The 16,286-nt window shown below is 52.3% G+C and carries 12 protein-coding genes and 2 tRNA genes; 11 read left to right on the top strand and 3 right to left on the bottom strand.

Going from position 1 to position 16,286, the window contains the following annotated elements:
• Positions 1-77 precede the first annotated feature (77 nt).
• From rlmE to glmM, 4 genes are all read left to right on the top strand, one after another.
• Entirely contained in the window at positions 78-707 is a 630-nt protein-coding gene (gene rlmE / locus OGY08_RS13835) for a 23S rRNA (uridine(2552)-2'-O)-methyltransferase RlmE (protein WP_003025015.1), read from the top strand.
• A 99-nt stretch (positions 708-806) separates the two neighbouring features.
• On the top strand, positions 807-2,741 hold the full coding sequence (ftsH, locus tag OGY08_RS13830) for an ATP-dependent zinc metalloprotease FtsH (RefSeq protein WP_003025013.1): 1,935 nt from the start codon (positions 807-809) through the stop codon (positions 2,739-2,741).
• Positions 2,742-2,839: 98 nt separating this feature from the next.
• Positions 2,840-3,688 (top strand): dihydropteroate synthase, encoded by an 849-nt coding sequence (gene folP, locus OGY08_RS13825; RefSeq protein ID WP_048225717.1) that lies wholly within the window; start codon positions 2,840-2,842, stop codon positions 3,686-3,688.
• Positions 3,681-5,018: a phosphoglucosamine mutase gene (glmM, locus tag OGY08_RS13820; protein ID WP_008785919.1), complete on the top strand. Its 1,338-nt coding sequence runs from the start codon at positions 3,681-3,683 to the stop codon at positions 5,016-5,018. The genes folP and glmM overlap by 8 nt, the downstream gene beginning before the upstream one ends.
• A 44-nt stretch (positions 5,019-5,062) precedes the next feature.
• Here glmM and dcuC read toward each other — a convergent pair whose 3' ends face one another.
• Positions 5,063-6,529 (bottom strand): C4-dicarboxylate transporter DcuC, encoded by a 1,467-nt coding sequence (dcuC, locus tag OGY08_RS13815; protein WP_003025006.1) that lies wholly within the window; start codon positions 6,527-6,529, stop codon positions 5,063-5,065.
• Positions 6,530-6,539: 10 nt separating this feature from the next.
• Entirely contained in the window at positions 6,540-7,673 is a 1,134-nt protein-coding gene (gene iadA / locus OGY08_RS13810) for a beta-aspartyl-peptidase (protein ID WP_125362927.1), read from the bottom strand.
• A 148-nt stretch (positions 7,674-7,821) separates the two neighbouring features.
• Here iadA and OGY08_RS13805 point away from each other — a divergent pair, with 148 nt between their 5' ends.
• The 3 genes from OGY08_RS13805 to OGY08_RS13795 all read left to right on the top strand — a co-directional run bounded on the left by OGY08_RS13805 (position 7,822) and on the right by OGY08_RS13795 (position 9,311).
• A complete protein-coding gene (locus OGY08_RS13805; protein ID WP_008785916.1) occupies positions 7,822-8,715 on the top strand; it encodes a LysR family transcriptional regulator in 894 nt (297 codons plus the stop codon).
• Between the two features lie 167 nt (positions 8,716-8,882).
• Positions 8,883-9,215, top strand: a complete 333-nt coding sequence (gene secG, locus OGY08_RS13800) for a preprotein translocase subunit SecG (RefSeq protein ID WP_003025000.1) — start codon at positions 8,883-8,885, stop codon at positions 9,213-9,215.
• A gap of 9 nt (positions 9,216-9,224) precedes the next feature.
• A tRNA-Leu gene (locus tag OGY08_RS13795) sits at positions 9,225-9,311 on the top strand.
• Between the two features lie 198 nt (positions 9,312-9,509).
• Here OGY08_RS13795 and argG read toward each other — a convergent pair.
• Positions 9,510-10,853 (bottom strand): argininosuccinate synthase, encoded by a 1,344-nt coding sequence (gene argG / locus OGY08_RS13790; RefSeq protein WP_005131837.1) that lies wholly within the window; start codon positions 10,851-10,853, stop codon positions 9,510-9,512.
• Positions 10,854-11,186: 333 nt separating this feature from the next.
• On the opposite strand from argG, the gene OGY08_RS13785 reads away from it, so the two are divergent.
• The 4 genes from OGY08_RS13785 to infB all read left to right on the top strand — a co-directional run bounded on the left by OGY08_RS13785 (position 11,187) and on the right by infB (position 16,154).
• Positions 11,187-11,263, top strand: a tRNA-Met gene (locus tag OGY08_RS13785).
• A 207-nt stretch (positions 11,264-11,470) separates the two neighbouring features.
• A complete protein-coding gene (gene rimP, locus OGY08_RS13780) occupies positions 11,471-11,923 on the top strand; it encodes a ribosome maturation factor RimP (protein ID WP_003024996.1) in 453 nt (150 codons plus the stop codon).
• 28 nt (positions 11,924-11,951) lie between these two features.
• Positions 11,952-13,439 carry a transcription termination factor NusA gene (gene nusA, locus OGY08_RS13775; RefSeq protein WP_003024992.1) on the top strand — a complete coding sequence of 496 codons (1,488 nt, stop codon included), beginning with the start codon at positions 11,952-11,954 and terminating at the stop codon, positions 13,437-13,439.
• Between the two features lie 24 nt (positions 13,440-13,463).
• A complete protein-coding gene (gene infB, locus OGY08_RS13770) occupies positions 13,464-16,154 on the top strand; it encodes a translation initiation factor IF-2 (protein ID WP_003828710.1) in 2,691 nt (896 codons plus the stop codon).
• Positions 16,155-16,286 lie beyond the last annotated feature (132 nt).

Below are 16,286 nucleotides of genomic sequence, written 5' to 3'. Positions count from 1 at the left end.
ATCTCCCATATATCACCAAATAGCTGTGTAGAAATTTACACCATTGGTTACGATGAACTGCCCTTTGGGAATGTGAAATGACAGGTAAAAAGCGTTCTGCCAGCTCGAGTCGCTGGCTTCAGGAACACTTTAGCGATAAATATGTTCAACAGGCGCAGAAAAAGGGGTTACGTTCCCGTGCCTGGTTTAAACTTGATGAAATACAGCAAAGTGACAAAATTTTTAAACCGGGGATGACAATAGTTGATCTCGGTGCTGCACCCGGTGGCTGGTCGCAATATGCAGTTACGCAGATCGGCAACACCGGCCGCATTATCGCTTGCGATCTTTTACCTATGGATCCAATCGTTGGTGTGGACTTCCTTCAGGGCGACTTTCGTGATGAATTAGTCCTGAAAGCGTTACTTGAACGCGTAGGTGACAGTAAAGTACAAGTTGTCATGTCTGATATGGCGCCAAATATGTGTGGAACACCGGCGGTGGATATTCCCCGGGCCATGTATCTGGTAGAGCTGGCGCTTGGAATGGCTCGTGATGTATTAGCGCCAGGTGGTAGTTTTGTAGTGAAGGTGTTCCAGGGCGAAGGCTTCGATGAGTATCTAAGAGAGATTCGCTCCCTGTTTACGAAGGTCAAAGTTCGTAAGCCGGACTCTTCTCGCGCCCGTTCGCGTGAAGTGTATATTGTAGCGACCGGGCGTAAACCATAACCGGCAGATTTCAAACGAAAGTTTGAAAGAAACTGGATATAGAGTATCCTGACGCTGTTTTTAACACAGTTGTAATATGAGGTTAATCCCTTGAGTGACATGGCGAAAAACCTAATTCTCTGGCTGGTCATTGCCGTTGTGCTGATGTCAGTATTCCAGAGCTTTGGGCCCAGCGAGTCTAATGGCCGTAAGGTTGATTACTCTACCTTCCTGCAAGAGGTCAATCAGGACCAGGTTCGTGAAGCGAAGATCAACGGACGTGAGATTAACGTTACCAAGAAAGATAGTAACCGTTACACGACCTACATCCCGGTTAACGATCCGAAGCTGCTTGATAACCTGCTGACCAAAAACGTCAAGGTTGTTGGCGAACCACCTGAAGAGCCGAGCCTGCTGGCTTCTATCTTCATTTCCTGGTTCCCAATGCTGCTGCTGATTGGTGTCTGGATCTTCTTCATGCGTCAGATGCAGGGCGGTGGTGGCAAAGGTGCCATGTCGTTCGGCAAGAGCAAAGCGCGCATGCTGACGGAAGATCAGATCAAAACGACTTTTGCTGACGTTGCGGGTTGTGACGAAGCAAAAGAAGAAGTCGCTGAGCTGGTTGAGTATCTGCGCGAACCGAGCCGTTTCCAGAAACTGGGCGGTAAAATCCCGAAAGGCGTCCTGATGGTTGGTCCTCCGGGTACGGGTAAAACCCTGCTGGCGAAAGCTATCGCAGGTGAAGCGAAGGTTCCATTCTTCACAATTTCCGGTTCTGATTTCGTGGAAATGTTCGTGGGTGTCGGTGCATCTCGTGTGCGTGACATGTTCGAACAAGCCAAGAAAGCGGCACCGTGCATCATCTTCATCGATGAAATCGACGCCGTAGGTCGCCAGCGTGGCGCAGGTCTGGGCGGTGGTCACGATGAACGTGAACAGACGCTGAACCAGATGCTGGTTGAGATGGACGGCTTCGAAGGTAACGAAGGTATTATCGTTATCGCGGCAACTAACCGTCCGGACGTTCTTGACCCTGCGCTGCTGCGTCCAGGCCGTTTCGACCGTCAGGTTGTGGTTGGTCTGCCAGACGTTCGCGGTCGTGAACAGATCCTGAAAGTGCATATGCGTCGCGTACCGCTGTCTCCGGATATCGATGCGGCAATCATTGCACGTGGCACGCCTGGCTTCTCCGGTGCGGACCTCGCGAACCTGGTGAACGAAGCGGCGCTGTTTGCTGCTCGTGGCAACAAGCGCGTAGTGTCGATGGTTGAGTTCGAAAAAGCGAAAGACAAAATCATGATGGGTGCGGAACGTCGCTCCATGGTGATGACGGAAGCGCAGAAAGAATCTACCGCGTATCACGAAGCTGGCCACGCGATTATCGGTCGTCTGGTACCGGAACACGATCCGGTGCACAAAGTAACGATTATCCCGCGCGGTCGTGCGCTGGGTGTGACCTTCTTCCTGCCTGAAGGCGACGCAATCAGCGCCAGCCGTCAGAAACTGGAAAGTCAGATCTCCACACTGTACGGTGGCCGTCTGGCGGAAGAGATCATCTACGGTGCTGAACATGTTTCTACCGGTGCGTCGAACGACATTAAAGTCGCGACTAACCTGGCGCGTAACATGGTTACTCAGTGGGGCTTCTCCGATAAACTCGGTCCGTTGCTGTACGCTGAAGAAGAAGGCGAAGTGTTCCTGGGACGTTCTGTGGCGAAAGCGAAACACATGTCCGATGAAACCGCTCGCATTATCGATCAGGAAGTTAAGCTGCTGATTGAGCGTAACTATGACCGTGCACGTCGTTTGCTGAACGAAAACATGGACATTCTGCACTCGATGAAAGATGCGCTCATGAAATATGAGACCATCGATGCGCCGCAGATTGACGATCTGATGGCTCGCCGCGACGTGCGTCCGCCAGCGGGTTGGGAAGAACCGGGTTCTTCTAACAATAACTCTGGCAGCACCGGCAAACCGAGTGCACCGCGTCCGGTTGATGAACCGCGTGCGCCGGACTCTGGCACTATGTCAGAGCAACTGGGCGACAAATAAGTTATCGTTGATGATGACCGTGTTTTAATTGAAAACCCTGGGGCTTGCTCCGGGGTTTTTCTTATCTGCATATTCAAGATTTTACCAGGGATAAAACTATGAAACTCTTTGCTCAGGGTTCTTCACTGGATCTCAGCCATCCGCACGTCATGGGGATTTTGAACGTCACGCCAGACTCATTTTCCGATGGTGGAGCGCACAACTCTCTGGTTGAGGCGGTAAAACACGCAAACCTGATGATTAACGCCGGGGCGACTATCATTGATGTGGGCGGTGAGTCCACGCGTCCGGGCGCGGCTGATGTGAGTGTGGAAGAAGAGTTGCAGCGAGTGATCCCAGTGGTCGAGGCGATTGCTCAGCGTTTTGAAGTGTGGATTTCGGTCGATACCTCAAAACCCGAAGTGATTCGCGAATGCGCCAGAGTTGGCGCGCATATCATCAATGATATTCGCTCGCTCTCGGAGCCTGGAGCGCTGGAAGCCGCAGCGGAAACCGGATTGCCGGTTTGCCTGATGCATATGCAGGGGCAGCCGAAAACCATGCAGGAAGCACCAAAGTATGAGGATGTTTTTGCTGAGGTAAACCGTTACTTTGTTGAGCAAATAGCACGTTGCGAGCGGGCTGGAATCACAAAAGATAAATTGTTGCTCGACCCTGGATTCGGATTCGGTAAAAATCTCACTCACAACTACACATTACTGGCACGTTTGTCTGAGTTTCATCATTTTAATCTGCCATTGCTGGTTGGGATGTCACGAAAATCAATGGTTGGCCAGTTACTGAATGTGGGGCCATCTGAACGCCTGAGCGGTAGCCTTGCGTGCGCGGTGATTGCCGCAATGCAGGGGGCGCAGATCGTTCGTGTCCATGACGTCAAAGAAACCGTAGAAGCGATGCGTGTGGTGGAAGCCACATTGTCTGCAAAGGAAAAAAAACGCTATGAGTAATCGTAAATATTTTGGCACTGATGGGATCCGCGGTCGCGTAGGCGATGCCCCAATTACTCCTGACTTTGTGCTCAAGCTGGGCTGGGCTGCAGGGAAAGTGCTTGCTCGTCATGGTTCACGTAAAATTATTATCGGTAAAGATACGCGTATTTCCGGCTATATGCTGGAGTCTGCGCTGGAAGCGGGCCTGGCTGCCGCCGGACTCTCAGCCTCATTCACAGGGCCAATGCCAACACCCGCCGTTGCGTATCTGACGCGTGCCTTCCGTGCTGAGGCCGGGATTGTTATCTCCGCTTCGCACAACCCGTACTATGACAACGGGATTAAATTCTTCTCTACCGACGGGACTAAACTGCCGGATGCAGTGGAAGAAGCCATTGAAGCCGAGATGGAAAAAGCGATCACCTGCGTGGATTCCGCTGAACTGGGTAAAGCCACGCGTATCGTTGATGCTGCCGGTCGCTATATCGAGTTTTGCAAAGGCACCTTCCCGAACGAACTGAGCCTGAATGAACTTAAAATTGTGGTGGATTGCGCTAACGGTGCGACGTACCACATTGCGCCAAATGTACTGCGTGAACTGGGTGCAAACGTGATTGCCATTGGCTGTGAGCCAAACGGTGTGAATATCAATGAAGAAGTCGGCGCCACTGACGTCCGTGCCCTGCAGGCGCGCGTGATTGCGGAAAAAGCCGATCTGGGTATTGCGCTGGATGGCGATGGCGACCGCGTCATTATGGTTGATCACGAAGGTAATAAGGTCGATGGCGATCAGATCATGTACATCATCGCCCGTGAAGCCCTGCGTCAGGGTCAGCTGCGCGGTGGCGCGGTAGGTACGCTGATGAGCAACATGGGCCTCGAGCTGGCGCTAAAACAGCTGGGTATTCCGTTTGCCCGTGCAAAAGTTGGCGACCGTTATGTGCTGGAAAAAATGCAGGAAAAAGGCTGGCGTATCGGTGCCGAAAACTCTGGTCATGTGATCCTGCTGGACAAAACCACTACTGGTGACGGTATCGTGGCGGGTCTGCAGGTGCTGGCGGCGATGGTACGCAACCATATGAGCCTGCACGACCTGTGCAGCGGCATGAAAATGTTCCCACAGCTGCTGGTTAACGTACGATACACAGCAGGTAGCGGCGATCCACTGGAACATGAAAACGTGAAAGCGGTGATGGCGGAAGTGGAAGCGGCGCTGGGTAACCGTGGACGCGTCCTGCTGCGTAAGTCTGGTACCGAACCGTTAATTCGTGTGATGGTTGAAGGTGAAGACGAAGCGCAGGTGACTGAATTTGCCCACCGTATTGCCGATGCTGTGAAAGCGGCGTAATTCCGAAGAAAGTGAAAGCCGGAGTCTGAGACTCCGGCTTTTTTTTACTGTACGGCAAGCGGCTGTTTACGTCGGCGCTGCCAGAAGTAACCACCGACCATCAGTAGCACAAGGACTGCCAGCCACGGCAGAACCGCCAGCAGATGCCCAGACCGGGCAAAGGTTAACGCAATCATCAGTAGCCAACCGCCCAGCATCGGAATCGCGGTACGCTTAACAATATCCACAGGCGAGACACCTGCAATCCCTGCGATAGCAATGATTACGCCGGCGATGGGCGATAGCGTACGACCAATACCCGCCGAGATCTGGATAGGCAACATCATGACAGCGATATCGCTACCGATATGACGGCTGATGTCCGGCACCATGGGTGCGAAGGAGAAAAATGCCGCATTCCCGGAGCCCATCAGCGCTGAAATTGCGAAGGTGATCAGGGTCATCAGCAGGATAATAGAGGCGGCGCTGAGGCCAAATTCACCGGAAAGCGACAACAGTGCGTCAACGGCACCAATGGCTTTCAGTCCGGCGGAAAAGACTTCACCGGCGATAATCAGTGTCACGACGGTGGCAAAAACGCTGCCCATGCTGTCGAAAACCTTTTGTACGCCAGCCATCACCTCGCGCGCCTTGCGATGACGGCAGTACTCACAAACCAGCGTAATAGCGAGGCTTATCAGTACGGCGGTATCCAGCGTGATCTTGAGAGAGCTGAATACTAAATCGCTGCACACCAGCATCAATACCAGCGGCAGCATGGGCAGAAACAGCCAGGCGATAGGTGCGTCGGCTTCATCAGTCGCCGTTAATGTCTGCATTTGCTGAGCTGCATTGTCGCCACTTTCCCGACGGTCAAAAAAGCGTTGCACAACAATATGCAGCAGGGCGATGAAAAGAATGACGGGCACAACGATCGGCAACTGATCCTGCACGAAATAGTTCACGACCTCGATGCCTGCGGTTTTGGCGGCGAGAACAGAGTTGCCGGAGCCGGGGCCAAACTCAACCGCACAGGTACTGGCGATAACGGCGGCAACCGCGGCGCGGCTACAGCCAAGACGGGTAAGCAGCGGGTAAAGCGTCGCCATCAGCAGCAGACCCAATCCGGTGGCGCTGCTGATAAACAGCGACAGGAATTGACCCAATAGCAGTGCCAGCCCCAGCAGCAGATATGGCGAGTTCAGCCGTTGCAAAGGACGAGACGTCACCCGAACCAGTACCTGGCTTGCGCCAATGGCTGACATGTAGGTGGCAAAACCACCAATCAGCATAATTTGCAGTCCGAGGCCGCCGAGACGCACGCTCAGGGTATCGCGAATAAACTCAAAGGCGTCAAAGGGGCCAAATCCGGTGCTCTTTTTCACCAGGCCACTGAGTGAGGTCATTCCGCTAAAATGCGCGATAAGCAACAGCACAATCCCGGTCAATAACAGTACCGACTGGGGGTGATATTTTTTGAGGATCAGACGTCCGGCAAAAATGATGGCGATTAGCGCCAGTAGCAATGACATTCTTGCCTCCTTACTCGAAGTTGCCGGTAACCAGGCACTCGCCATCCCGCAGCAACGGTTTACCCGCGGCAAACAGATGGGCCAGCGAGAGGTCATCATTGAGTACACAGATATCGGCACGTTCTCCGGCGCAGAGCACGCCCCCGGAAATACCCAGCGAGCGCGCAACGTTTGCCGTCAGCATCGCGATGGCCTGTGGCGCCGGAATCCCGACATCAATCAGGCGAGGAAGCAGGTTAAGATTGCCTGCGACCGGTGCCGCGCTTAAACCTTCAACGATACCCTGAGCGTTAAAGCGCGGAACGCTGCCATTGCCGTCAGAACTGATCGTGATGCGCTCCGCCGGAACCAGTGCTTCGAGTGCGTGGAGAATCGCTTGCTCCTGAGGCATAAAACGACTGCCACCGGACGTAACATCGATATGGCCGCCGCGATGGGCGAAAGCAATCGCCTGTTCGAACAAGGGCTCAGTTCTCGCAACATGCGTCGGTGAAATATGGTGAATCGGAATACCCGCATCACACAGCTCAATAAGTTGCGACATCCCTTCCGGCAGATTCCCCAGGTGCACATGCAGCAAGCCTTTTTTCCCAGCCAGCAGGGAAGCGACGCGAATATCGCTCACTATCCTCAGCAACTCCTGGAAAGAGGGGTAAGAACCGCGGTGATCGGCGAGGGCGATTTTTACACCAAGAATTGCCGGAATGAAGGCCATATCATCGCGGATGGATCGCGTAATAGTTGGGCTGGGAACGGCGTAGGCTCCCGTGTGCATAAACGCGCGTAATCCCTCAAGGTTGAGAGACTGCATTTTTGCGTAGAGGTCTTTGGGTGAACGAGAAATGGCATCGGTGCCTAACACGCCAACCACCGTGGTAATACCTGCCTGAATCAGGTCGCGCAGCTTGACGGCGGGCGTCCGACTGGCAAATCCGGCTTCACCACCGCCACCGGTAAGATGAACATGCTGATCGATGATACCAGGGATAACCCATTTACCCCGACAATCGATGACCTCGTTGATGCCATCAAACAATGAAATATCTTTTTCTACCGCCACAATTCGGTCGGCATGAATGAGCAGGGAGCAGAGGCCTAAATCCTCAGGAGAAAAAACACGGGCATTGGTCAATAAAGTAAACATAGCGGTCCTGTCAAACGTCGAGGGTGAGAGTCGGCAGGTGAAACGAAATATTGTTGTTATGATGCCCACCATAAAGCCATTACTATAACTATGACTATTACCGATTTGTTATTGGAGGATGCGGTTATGGCATGGCGGAGAGCACAACGTGGATTGTAAGTGGCTGGAAGATTTTCTGGCCTTGAGCCAGCATGGAAACTACTCTCAGGCCGCGGCGCAGCGGCATATTACTCAACCTGCGTTGAGTCGGCGTATAAAGGCGCTGGAAGAGGTGCTGGGCGTGCCTTTGTTTGACCGGACAACGACCCCTGTCACGCTGACGCGCTATGGTGAACGCTTTGAACCTTATGCCCGGCACGTTCTCAGCACGTTAACAGAGGCACGCCATGAGCTGTCGGCGATGACGCCAGCAACGGATAACACGCTGGTGATGGTCAGCCTGCATACGCTGTCGGTGAATATCCTGCCGGATATGATCAACTACCTGCGACAGAGTGAGCCGCAGTTAAACTTTACGGTAAACGCCAGTATCCAGGGGATAGACAACCACTTCAATGCCCTGATGAACCGGCAAATTGATTTACTGGTAACCTACGATTTACCGTCTGCCCAGCCGGGGCTGGAGATCGCCGGAGGGTTAAAACGTTCACTATGGCGGTATGAGCGATTTATACCGGTTATTTCCGCCCAGTTGGCTGATGCGCTTAATGATCCGCATGCTCCGATTCCGTGGCTATGCTATAGCGACTACACCTTTGTCAGACGTATTATTGAGTCGGCAGAACAACGCGTCCGCCCACGGCTAAAAAAAGTATTTGAGAGTGGTTTAAGCGAAACGATACGAGAAATGGTACTGCGCCATATGGGAATGGCCTGGTTACCTGAATCGATGGTGGCGGAAGAGTTGGTGAATCAGCAAATTATTCACTGCTGGCCAGAAAATACAGACCTGATTTGTGAAATCCCCGTTGTGGTATGGGCGAATCTTGAAGATCAACGTGCCGTTATGCAGAGATGCTGGGAGAAGTTGCTGCGTTTTTGATTGATATGGCGATTTTTTCCGCAGTTGATACAATGCTAACAAATTGCCCTTGCGAAGGTTATTCGCTTTGGTTAGTATTCACACCCGCTTCAGTGGGAAACAGTAAATATTCCCGCTTTAATGGTCGAAGCATTGTACGCGGCAACTCCGCAAGGAACAGGTTGATTATGCACGAAGCTCTTTTAGTAGTTTTCCTTATTGTGGCAATTGGCCTGGTAGGCTTGATCATGCTGCAGCAAGGCAAAGGCGCTGATATGGGAGCCTCTTTTGGCGCAGGCGCTTCTGGTACTCTGTTTGGTTCAAGTGGTTCTGGTAACTTCATGACCCGTATGACAGCTGTATTGGGAACCTTGTTCTTCATCATCAGTCTGGTGCTGGGTAACATGAACAGCAATAAGACCAATAAAGGAAGTGAGTGGGAAAATCTGAGTGCACCGGCGAAAACCGAGCAAACTCAGCCAGCTGCTCCGGCTCAGCCGACCAGCGATATCCCACGCTAAGTATTCTGTACCGAGGTGGTGGAATTGGTAGACACGCTACCTTGAGGTGGTAGTGCCCTAACGGGCTTGTGGGTTCGAGTCCCATCCTCGGTACCAAATTCCAAAAAAAAAGACGCTGCAAAGCGTCTTTTTTTTCGTCTGTTATTTATGGCTATCCTGTAGGTCGGATAAGGCGTTAACGCCGCCATCCGACATTATTACAACGCCTGATGGCGCTACGTTTATCAGGCCTACAGACACCTTATATTTCGCGCACAAAAAAGGCCGCTTTCGCGGCCTTGAGATAGTGAATCTTTACTTCGCCTTATTTTCCAGATTCTCAACCTGCGGCAGGCCGGTTGCGGAAGAGGCTGTCAGTAGGCCAGACTGCGCATAGCCGAACAGCTTCTCGCGGGTATCGGTGATATCCAGATTACGCATGGTCAACTGACCGATACGGTCATCCGGAGAGAATACGGAGTCGCCTTTTTCCATCGTCAGACGTTCTGGTTTGTACGTCAGATTGTCAGACACGGTGTTGAGGATTGAGTAGTCATTACCACGACGCAGTTCCAGCGTGACTTCGCCGGTAATCTGGCTGGCAACCCAACGCTGCAGACCGTCACGCAGCATCAGCGCCTGAGAGTCGAACCAGCGGCCCTGATACAGCAGACGACCCAGCTGGCGACCGTGCGCGTGATACTGCTCGATGGTATCCTCGTTGTGAATACCGGTCAGCAGACGCTCGTAGGCGATATGCAGCAATGCCATCCCCGGGGCTTCGTAGATGCCACGGCTCTTCGCTTCAATGATACGGTTTTCAATCTGATCGCTCATACCCAGACCGTGACGGCCGCCGATACGGTTGGCTTCCAGCATCATCTCAACGTCGTCGCTGAAGGTTTTACCGTTAAGAGCAACCGGATGACCCTGTTCAAAACGCACGGTCACTTCTTCTGCCGGGATCTTCACGCTCTCATCCCAGAACTTCACGCCCATAATCGGGTTGACGATTTTGACGCTGGAATTCAGGAATTCCAGATCTTTTGCTTCGTGAGTCGCACCGAGCATATTGGAGTCTGTTGAGTACGCTTTCTCAACGGACATTTTGTAGTCGAAACCACAGGCAATCATAAATTCGGACATCTCATGGCGACCGCCGAGTTCATCGATAAAATCGGTATCCAGCCATGGTTTGTAAATCTGCAGTTCGGCGTTGGTCAGCAGACCGTAACGATAGAAACGTTCAATATCGTTACCTTTATAGGTGCTACCGTCGCCCCAGATGTTTACACCATCTTCTTTCATGGCGGCAACCAGCATGGTGCCGGTCACGGCACGGCCCAGCGGGGTGGTATTGAAATAGGTCAGTCCGCCAGTGGTGTTGTGGAATGCACCGCACTGAATGGCAGCGATCCCTTCGGCAACCAGCTGCTTACGGCAATCTACCAGGCGAGCATTCTCAGCACCATATTCCATTGCACGGCGAGGAATGGCGTCATAGTCATCCTCATCCGGCTGGCCCAAATTCGCAGTATATGCATATGGGACAGCCCCTTTTTGTCGCATCCACAGCAGTGCTGCGCTGGTGTCAAGGCCGCCGGAAAAAGCGATACCAATACGTTGACCTACCGGGAGATGCTTGAGAATCGTCGTCATAAAATAAAACCCTGCTTGATAGACTGGTGAAGAGGTCGGCTTATTATACTAATTGCATTTTTATGCAAAATAAATGAGTTTTCATTTAATCATCTTTTCTGGATGACAGGAAGAGTTTAGTGATAATTTCGTTAAATAACGGCGTGGGCGGCATATTTATCTTGCTGGGCTAGCGCTGGGCAGCATTCATTGATTTGCATAGTCGTAACAAGGTTGACATAACGCATAGTGAATCAATATACTGTGCGCAGATTTTACGTCCCGTCTCGGTACCAAATCCCAGCAGTATTTGCATTTTTTACCCAAAACGAGTAAAATTTGCCACGTTTCAGGCGCGGGGTGGAGCAGCCTGGTAGCTCGTCGGGCTCATAACCCGAAGGTCGTCGGTTCAAATCCGGCCCCCGCAACCACTTTCCCTTAGAGTTCTTTTTCAAATATACTGTGAAGACTTAGGCCTTCGTAGCTGGATTTGAAAAAAATTCTTTCGGAAGGTTCTCCGAACCGCAGGTGCGGTTATAGGGTTCAGTTATCTAAAGCCCCGATTTATCGGGGTTTTTTGTTATCTGACTACAGAATAACTGGGCTTTAGGCCCTTTTTTTATGTCTTGGGGGTGGGCTTGTCCACATTAGAGCAAAAATTAACAGAGATGATTACAGCGCCAGTTGAAGCCCTGGGCTACGAACTGGTCGGCATCGAATTTATTCGTGGTCGCACATCCACACTGCGCATCTATATTGATAGTGAAGATGGCATCAATGTTGATGATTGTGCTGATGTGAGCCATCAGGTAAGCGCCGTGATGGATGTCGAAGACCCAATCACCGTTGCCTATAACCTGGAAGTCTCCTCTCCGGGTCTCGACCGTCCTCTGTTCACAGCTGAACACTACGTGCGTTTCCTGGGTGAAGAAGTCACGCTGGTTCTTCGTATGGCGGTACAAAACCGTCGTAAATGGCAGGGCGTTATCAAAGCGGTGGACGGTGAGATGATCACGGTCACAGTCGAAGGCAAAGATGAAGTGTTCGCGCTGAGTAATATCCAGAAGGCGAACCTGGTTCCCCACTTTTAACAGTCTGGATTGAGGTGAAAAGCCCGCGATGAACAAAGAAATTTTGGCTGTTGTTGAAGCCGTATCCAACGAAAAAGCGCTGCCACGCGAGAAAATTTTTGAAGCGCTGGAAAGTGCGCTGGCTACAGCAACAAAGAAAAAATATGAGCAAGAGATCGACGTTCGCGTAGAAATCGATCGTAAAAGCGGTGATTTCGATACCTTCCGTCGTTGGGTAATCGTAGAAGAAGTTACTCAGCCGACCAAAGAAATTACGCTGGAAGCGGCACGCTTCGAAGACGAAAGTCTGAACGTGGGCGAATATGTTGAAGATCAGATTGAATCTGTCACCTTTGACCGTATCACCACCCAGACCGCGAAGCAGGTTATCGTACAGAAAGTACGTGAAGCTGAACGCGCAATGGTTGTTGATCAGTTCCGCGAACACGAAGGCGAAATCGTCACCGGTGTGGTGAAGAAAGTAAACCGCGACAACATTTCTCTGGATCTGGGCAGCAATGCTGAAGCTGTGATCCTGCGTGAAGACATGCTGCCGCGTGAAAACTTCCGCCCTGGTGACCGTATTCGTGGTGTTCTGTACTCCGTTCGCCCGGAAGCGCGCGGTGCACAGCTGTTCGTAACCCGTTCCAAGCCGGAAATGCTGATTGAGCTGTTCCGCATTGAAGTGCCGGAAATCGGCGAAGAAGTTATCGAAATTAAAGCGGCTGCTCGCGATCCGGGATCGCGCGCGAAAATCGCCGTTAAGACCAACGACAAGCGTATTGATCCGGTCGGCGCCTGTGTTGGTATGCGCGGTGCGCGCGTTCAGGCGGTTTCTACCGAACTGGGCGGCGAGCGTATCGATATCGTCCTGTGGGATGATAACCCGGCGCAGTTCGTGATTAACGCAATGGCGCCAGCAGACGTCGCTTCTATCGTGGTGGATGAAGACAAACACACCATGGATATCGCGGTTGAAGCCGGTAACCTGGCTCAGGCGATTGGACGTAATGGTCAGAACGTCCGCCTGGCTTCACAACTGAGCGGTTGGGAACTCAACGTGATGACCGTTGATGACCTGCAAGCGAAGCATCAGGCTGAAGCACATGCAGCCATCGATACCTTCACCAAATATCTCGATATCGATGAAGATTTCGCGACCGTTCTGGTGGAAGAAGGTTTTGCGACGCTGGAAGAACTGGCCTACGTGCCAATGAAAGAACTGCTGGAAATTGACGGCCTGGATGAACAGACCGTTGAAGCGCTGCGCGAGCGTGCTAAAAACGCACTGACCACTCTGGCACTGGCCCAGGAAGAAAGCCTCGGTGATAACAAACCGGCTGACGATCTGCTGAATCTGGAAGGATTGGATCGTGAGATGGCCTTCAAACTGGCGGCCCGTGGTGTTTGTACGCTGGAAGATCTCGCTGAGCAGGGCATTGATGATCTGGCTGATATCGAAGGGTTGACCGACGAAAAAGCCGGTGAGCTGATTATGGCTGCCCGTAATATTTGCTGGTTCGGCGACGAAGCGTAATAAACTGTAGCAGGAAGGAACAGTATGACAGATGTAACCGTAAAAACGCTGGCTGCAGAGATACAGACTTCCGTAGATCGCCTGGTACAGCAATTTGCTGATGCCGGTATCCCGAAGTCTGCTGACGACTCTGTGTCCGCACAAGAGAAACAAACCTTACTGGCGCATTTGAACCGTGAAAACGGCTCAGCGCCGGATAAGTTGACATTGCAGCGTAAAACGCGCAGTACTCTCAATATTCCAGGTACCGGTGGAAAAAGCAAATCGGTACAAATCGAAGTCCGCAAGACACGCACCTTTGTGAAACGCGATCCGCAAGAGGCTGAACGCCTTGCCGCGGAAGAGCAGGCGCAGCGTGAAGCGGAAGAGCAAGCCCGTCGTGAGGCAGAAGAAGCTGCCAAACGCGAGGCGCAACAAAAAGCCGAACGTGAGGCCGCAGAACAAGCTAAGCGTGAAGCCGCTGATAAAGCGAAACGTGAAGCTGCGGAAAAAGACAAAGTGAGCAATCAACAGACCGACGATATGACTAAAACCGCCCAGGCCGAAAAAGCCCGCCGTGAAAATGAAGCCGCAGAACTGAAGCGTAAAGCGGAAGAAGAAGCACGTCGCAAGCTTGAAGAAGAAGCGCGCCGCGTAGCGGAAGAAGCTCGCCGTATGGCGGAAGAAAACGAGAAAAATGGTGTGAATAACGCTGAACCTGTCGAAGACACCAGTGATTATCACGTCACCACCTCTCAGCATGCTCGCCAGGCTGAAGACGAGAACGATCGTGAAGTTGAAGGCGGTCGTGGTCGTACTCGCAGCACTAAAGCAGCGCGTCCGGCGAAGAAAGGTAACAAACACGCTGAATCTAAAGCTGACCGTGAAGAAGCACGTGCAGCGGTTCGCGGCGGTAAAGGCGGTAAGCAGCGTAAAGGTTCCGCTCTGCAGCAGGGCTTCCAGAAGCCAGCTCAGGCCGTTAACCGTGACGTTGTGATCGGCGAAACCATCACCGTTGGCGATCTGGCGAACAAGATGGCGGTCAAAGGCTCTCAGGTCATCAAAGCAATGATGAAACTGGGCGCAATGGCGACCATCAACCAGGTCATCGACCAGGAAACCGCACAGCTGGTTGCCGAAGAGATGGGCCACAAAGTTATCCTGCGTCGTGAAAACGAGCTGGAAGAAGCAGTAATGAGCGACCGTGACACCGGCGCTGCGGCTGAACCGCGCGCACCGGTAGTGACCATCATGGGTCACGTTGACCACGGTAAAACGTCTCTGCTGGACTACATTCGTTCAACGAAAGTGGCCTCTGGCGAAGCGGGCGGCATTACTCAGCACATCGGTGCGTACCACGTTGAAACTGACAACGGTATGATCACCTTCCTGGACACCCCGGGTCACGCCGCGTTTACCTCCATGCGTGCTCGTGGTGCTCAGGCAACGGATATCGTTGTTCTGGTTGTTGCAGCAGACGACGGCGTGATGCCGCAGACTATCGAAGCTATCCAGCACGCGAAAGCGGCAGGTGTGCCGGTAGTTGTTGCAGTCAACAAAATCGATAAACCGGAAGCGGATCCAGATCGCGTTAAAAACGAACTGTCCCAGTACGGCATCATGCCGGAAGAGTGGGGCGGCGAGAGCCAGTTCGTTCACGTTTCTGCGAAAGCGGGTACCGGTATCGACGAACTGCTGGATGCTATCCTGCTGCAAGCCGAAGTACTGGAACTGAAAGCTGTGCGTAAAGGTATGGCGAGCGGTGCGGTTATCGAATCCTTCCTGGATAAAGGTCGTGGCCCGGTTGCTACCGTCCTGGTTCGCGAAGGTACCCTGAACAAGGGCGATATCGTTCTGTGTGGTTTCGAATACGGCCGCGTTCGTGCGATGCGTAACGAACTGGGTCAGGAAGTACTGGAAGCAGGTCCGTCCATTCCGGTGGAAATCCTCGGTCTGTCCGGTGTTCCGGCTGCGGGTGACGAAGTTACTGTTGTTCGTGACGAGAAGAAAGCGCGTGAAGTTGCACTGTACCGTCAGGGCAAATTCCGTGAAGTTAAACTGGCTCGTCAGCAGAAATCTAAACTTGAGAACATGTTCGCCAACATGACCGAAGGCGAAGTTCACGAAGTGAACATCGTGCTGAAGGCTGACGTACAGGGTTCTGTAGAAGCGATTTCCGACTCTTTACTGAAACTGTCTACCGACGAAGTAAAAGTGAAGATCATCGGTTCTGGCGTAGGTGGTATCACCGAAACCGACGCGACCCTGGCTGCGGCATCCAACGCGATTCTGGTTGGCTTCAACGTACGTGCTGATGCCTCTGCACGTAAAGTTATCGAATCAGAAAGCCTGGATCTGCGTTACTACTCCGTCATCTATCATCTGATCGACGAAGTGAAAGCAGCGATGAGCGGCATGCTGTCTCCGGAACTGAAACAGCAGATCATTGGTCTGGCTGAAGTTCGTGATGTGTTCAAATCACCGAAATTCGGCGCTATCGCAGGCTGTATGGTTACCGAAGGCACGATTAAACGTCACAACCCAATCCGCGTACTGCGCGACAACGTGGTTATCTATGAAGGCGAGCTGGAATCCCTGCGCCGCTTCAAAGATGACGTCAACGAAGTCCGTAACGGTATGGAATGTGGTATCGGCGTTAAGAACTACAACGACGTTCGCGTTGGCGATATGATCGAAGTGTTCGAGATCATCGAGATCAAACGTACAATTGCTTAAGGTTGTTCGGGTGTAGGCCGGATAAGGCGTTTACGCCGACATCCGGCAATGTAATGCCTGATGGCGCTACGCTTATCAGGCCTACAGCCTAATCACCGAATTATTTTCAAAAGGGGCTGAATGCCCCTTTTT

It is taken from the genome of Citrobacter sp. Cpo069 (genome assembly GCF_030332785.1).
GTDB classification, from domain to species: domain Bacteria; phylum Pseudomonadota; class Gammaproteobacteria; order Enterobacterales; family Enterobacteriaceae; genus Citrobacter; species Citrobacter portucalensis.
The sequence above is the reverse complement of the archived record's forward strand: the minus strand, read 5'-3'. Positions and strand labels throughout refer to the sequence as shown.

Excerpts from the sequence above, each read along its gene's own strand:
- rlmE (WP_003025015.1), top strand. The coding sequence starts at position 78 with ATGACAGGTAAAAAGCGTTCTGCCAGCTCGAGTCGCTGGCTTCAGGAA.
- ftsH (WP_003025013.1), top strand. The coding sequence starts at position 807 with ATGGCGAAAAACCTAATTCTCTGGCTGGTCATTGCCGTTGTGCTGATG.
- folP (WP_048225717.1), top strand. The coding sequence starts at position 2,840 with ATGAAACTCTTTGCTCAGGGTTCTTCACTGGATCTCAGCCATCCGCAC.
- glmM (WP_008785919.1), top strand. The coding sequence starts at position 3,681 with ATGAGTAATCGTAAATATTTTGGCACTGATGGGATCCGCGGTCGCGTA.
- dcuC (WP_003025006.1), bottom strand. The coding sequence starts at position 6,529 with ATGTCATTGCTACTGGCGCTAATCGCCATCATTTTTGCCGGACGTCTG.
- iadA (WP_125362927.1), bottom strand. The coding sequence starts at position 7,673 with ATGTTTACTTTATTGACCAATGCCCGTGTTTTTTCTCCTGAGGATTTA.
- secG (WP_003025000.1), top strand. The coding sequence starts at position 8,883 with ATGCACGAAGCTCTTTTAGTAGTTTTCCTTATTGTGGCAATTGGCCTG.
- argG (WP_005131837.1), bottom strand. The coding sequence starts at position 10,853 with ATGACGACGATTCTCAAGCATCTCCCGGTAGGTCAACGTATTGGTATC.
- nusA (WP_003024992.1), top strand. The coding sequence starts at position 11,952 with ATGAACAAAGAAATTTTGGCTGTTGTTGAAGCCGTATCCAACGAAAAA.
- infB (WP_003828710.1), top strand. The coding sequence starts at position 13,464 with ATGACAGATGTAACCGTAAAAACGCTGGCTGCAGAGATACAGACTTCC.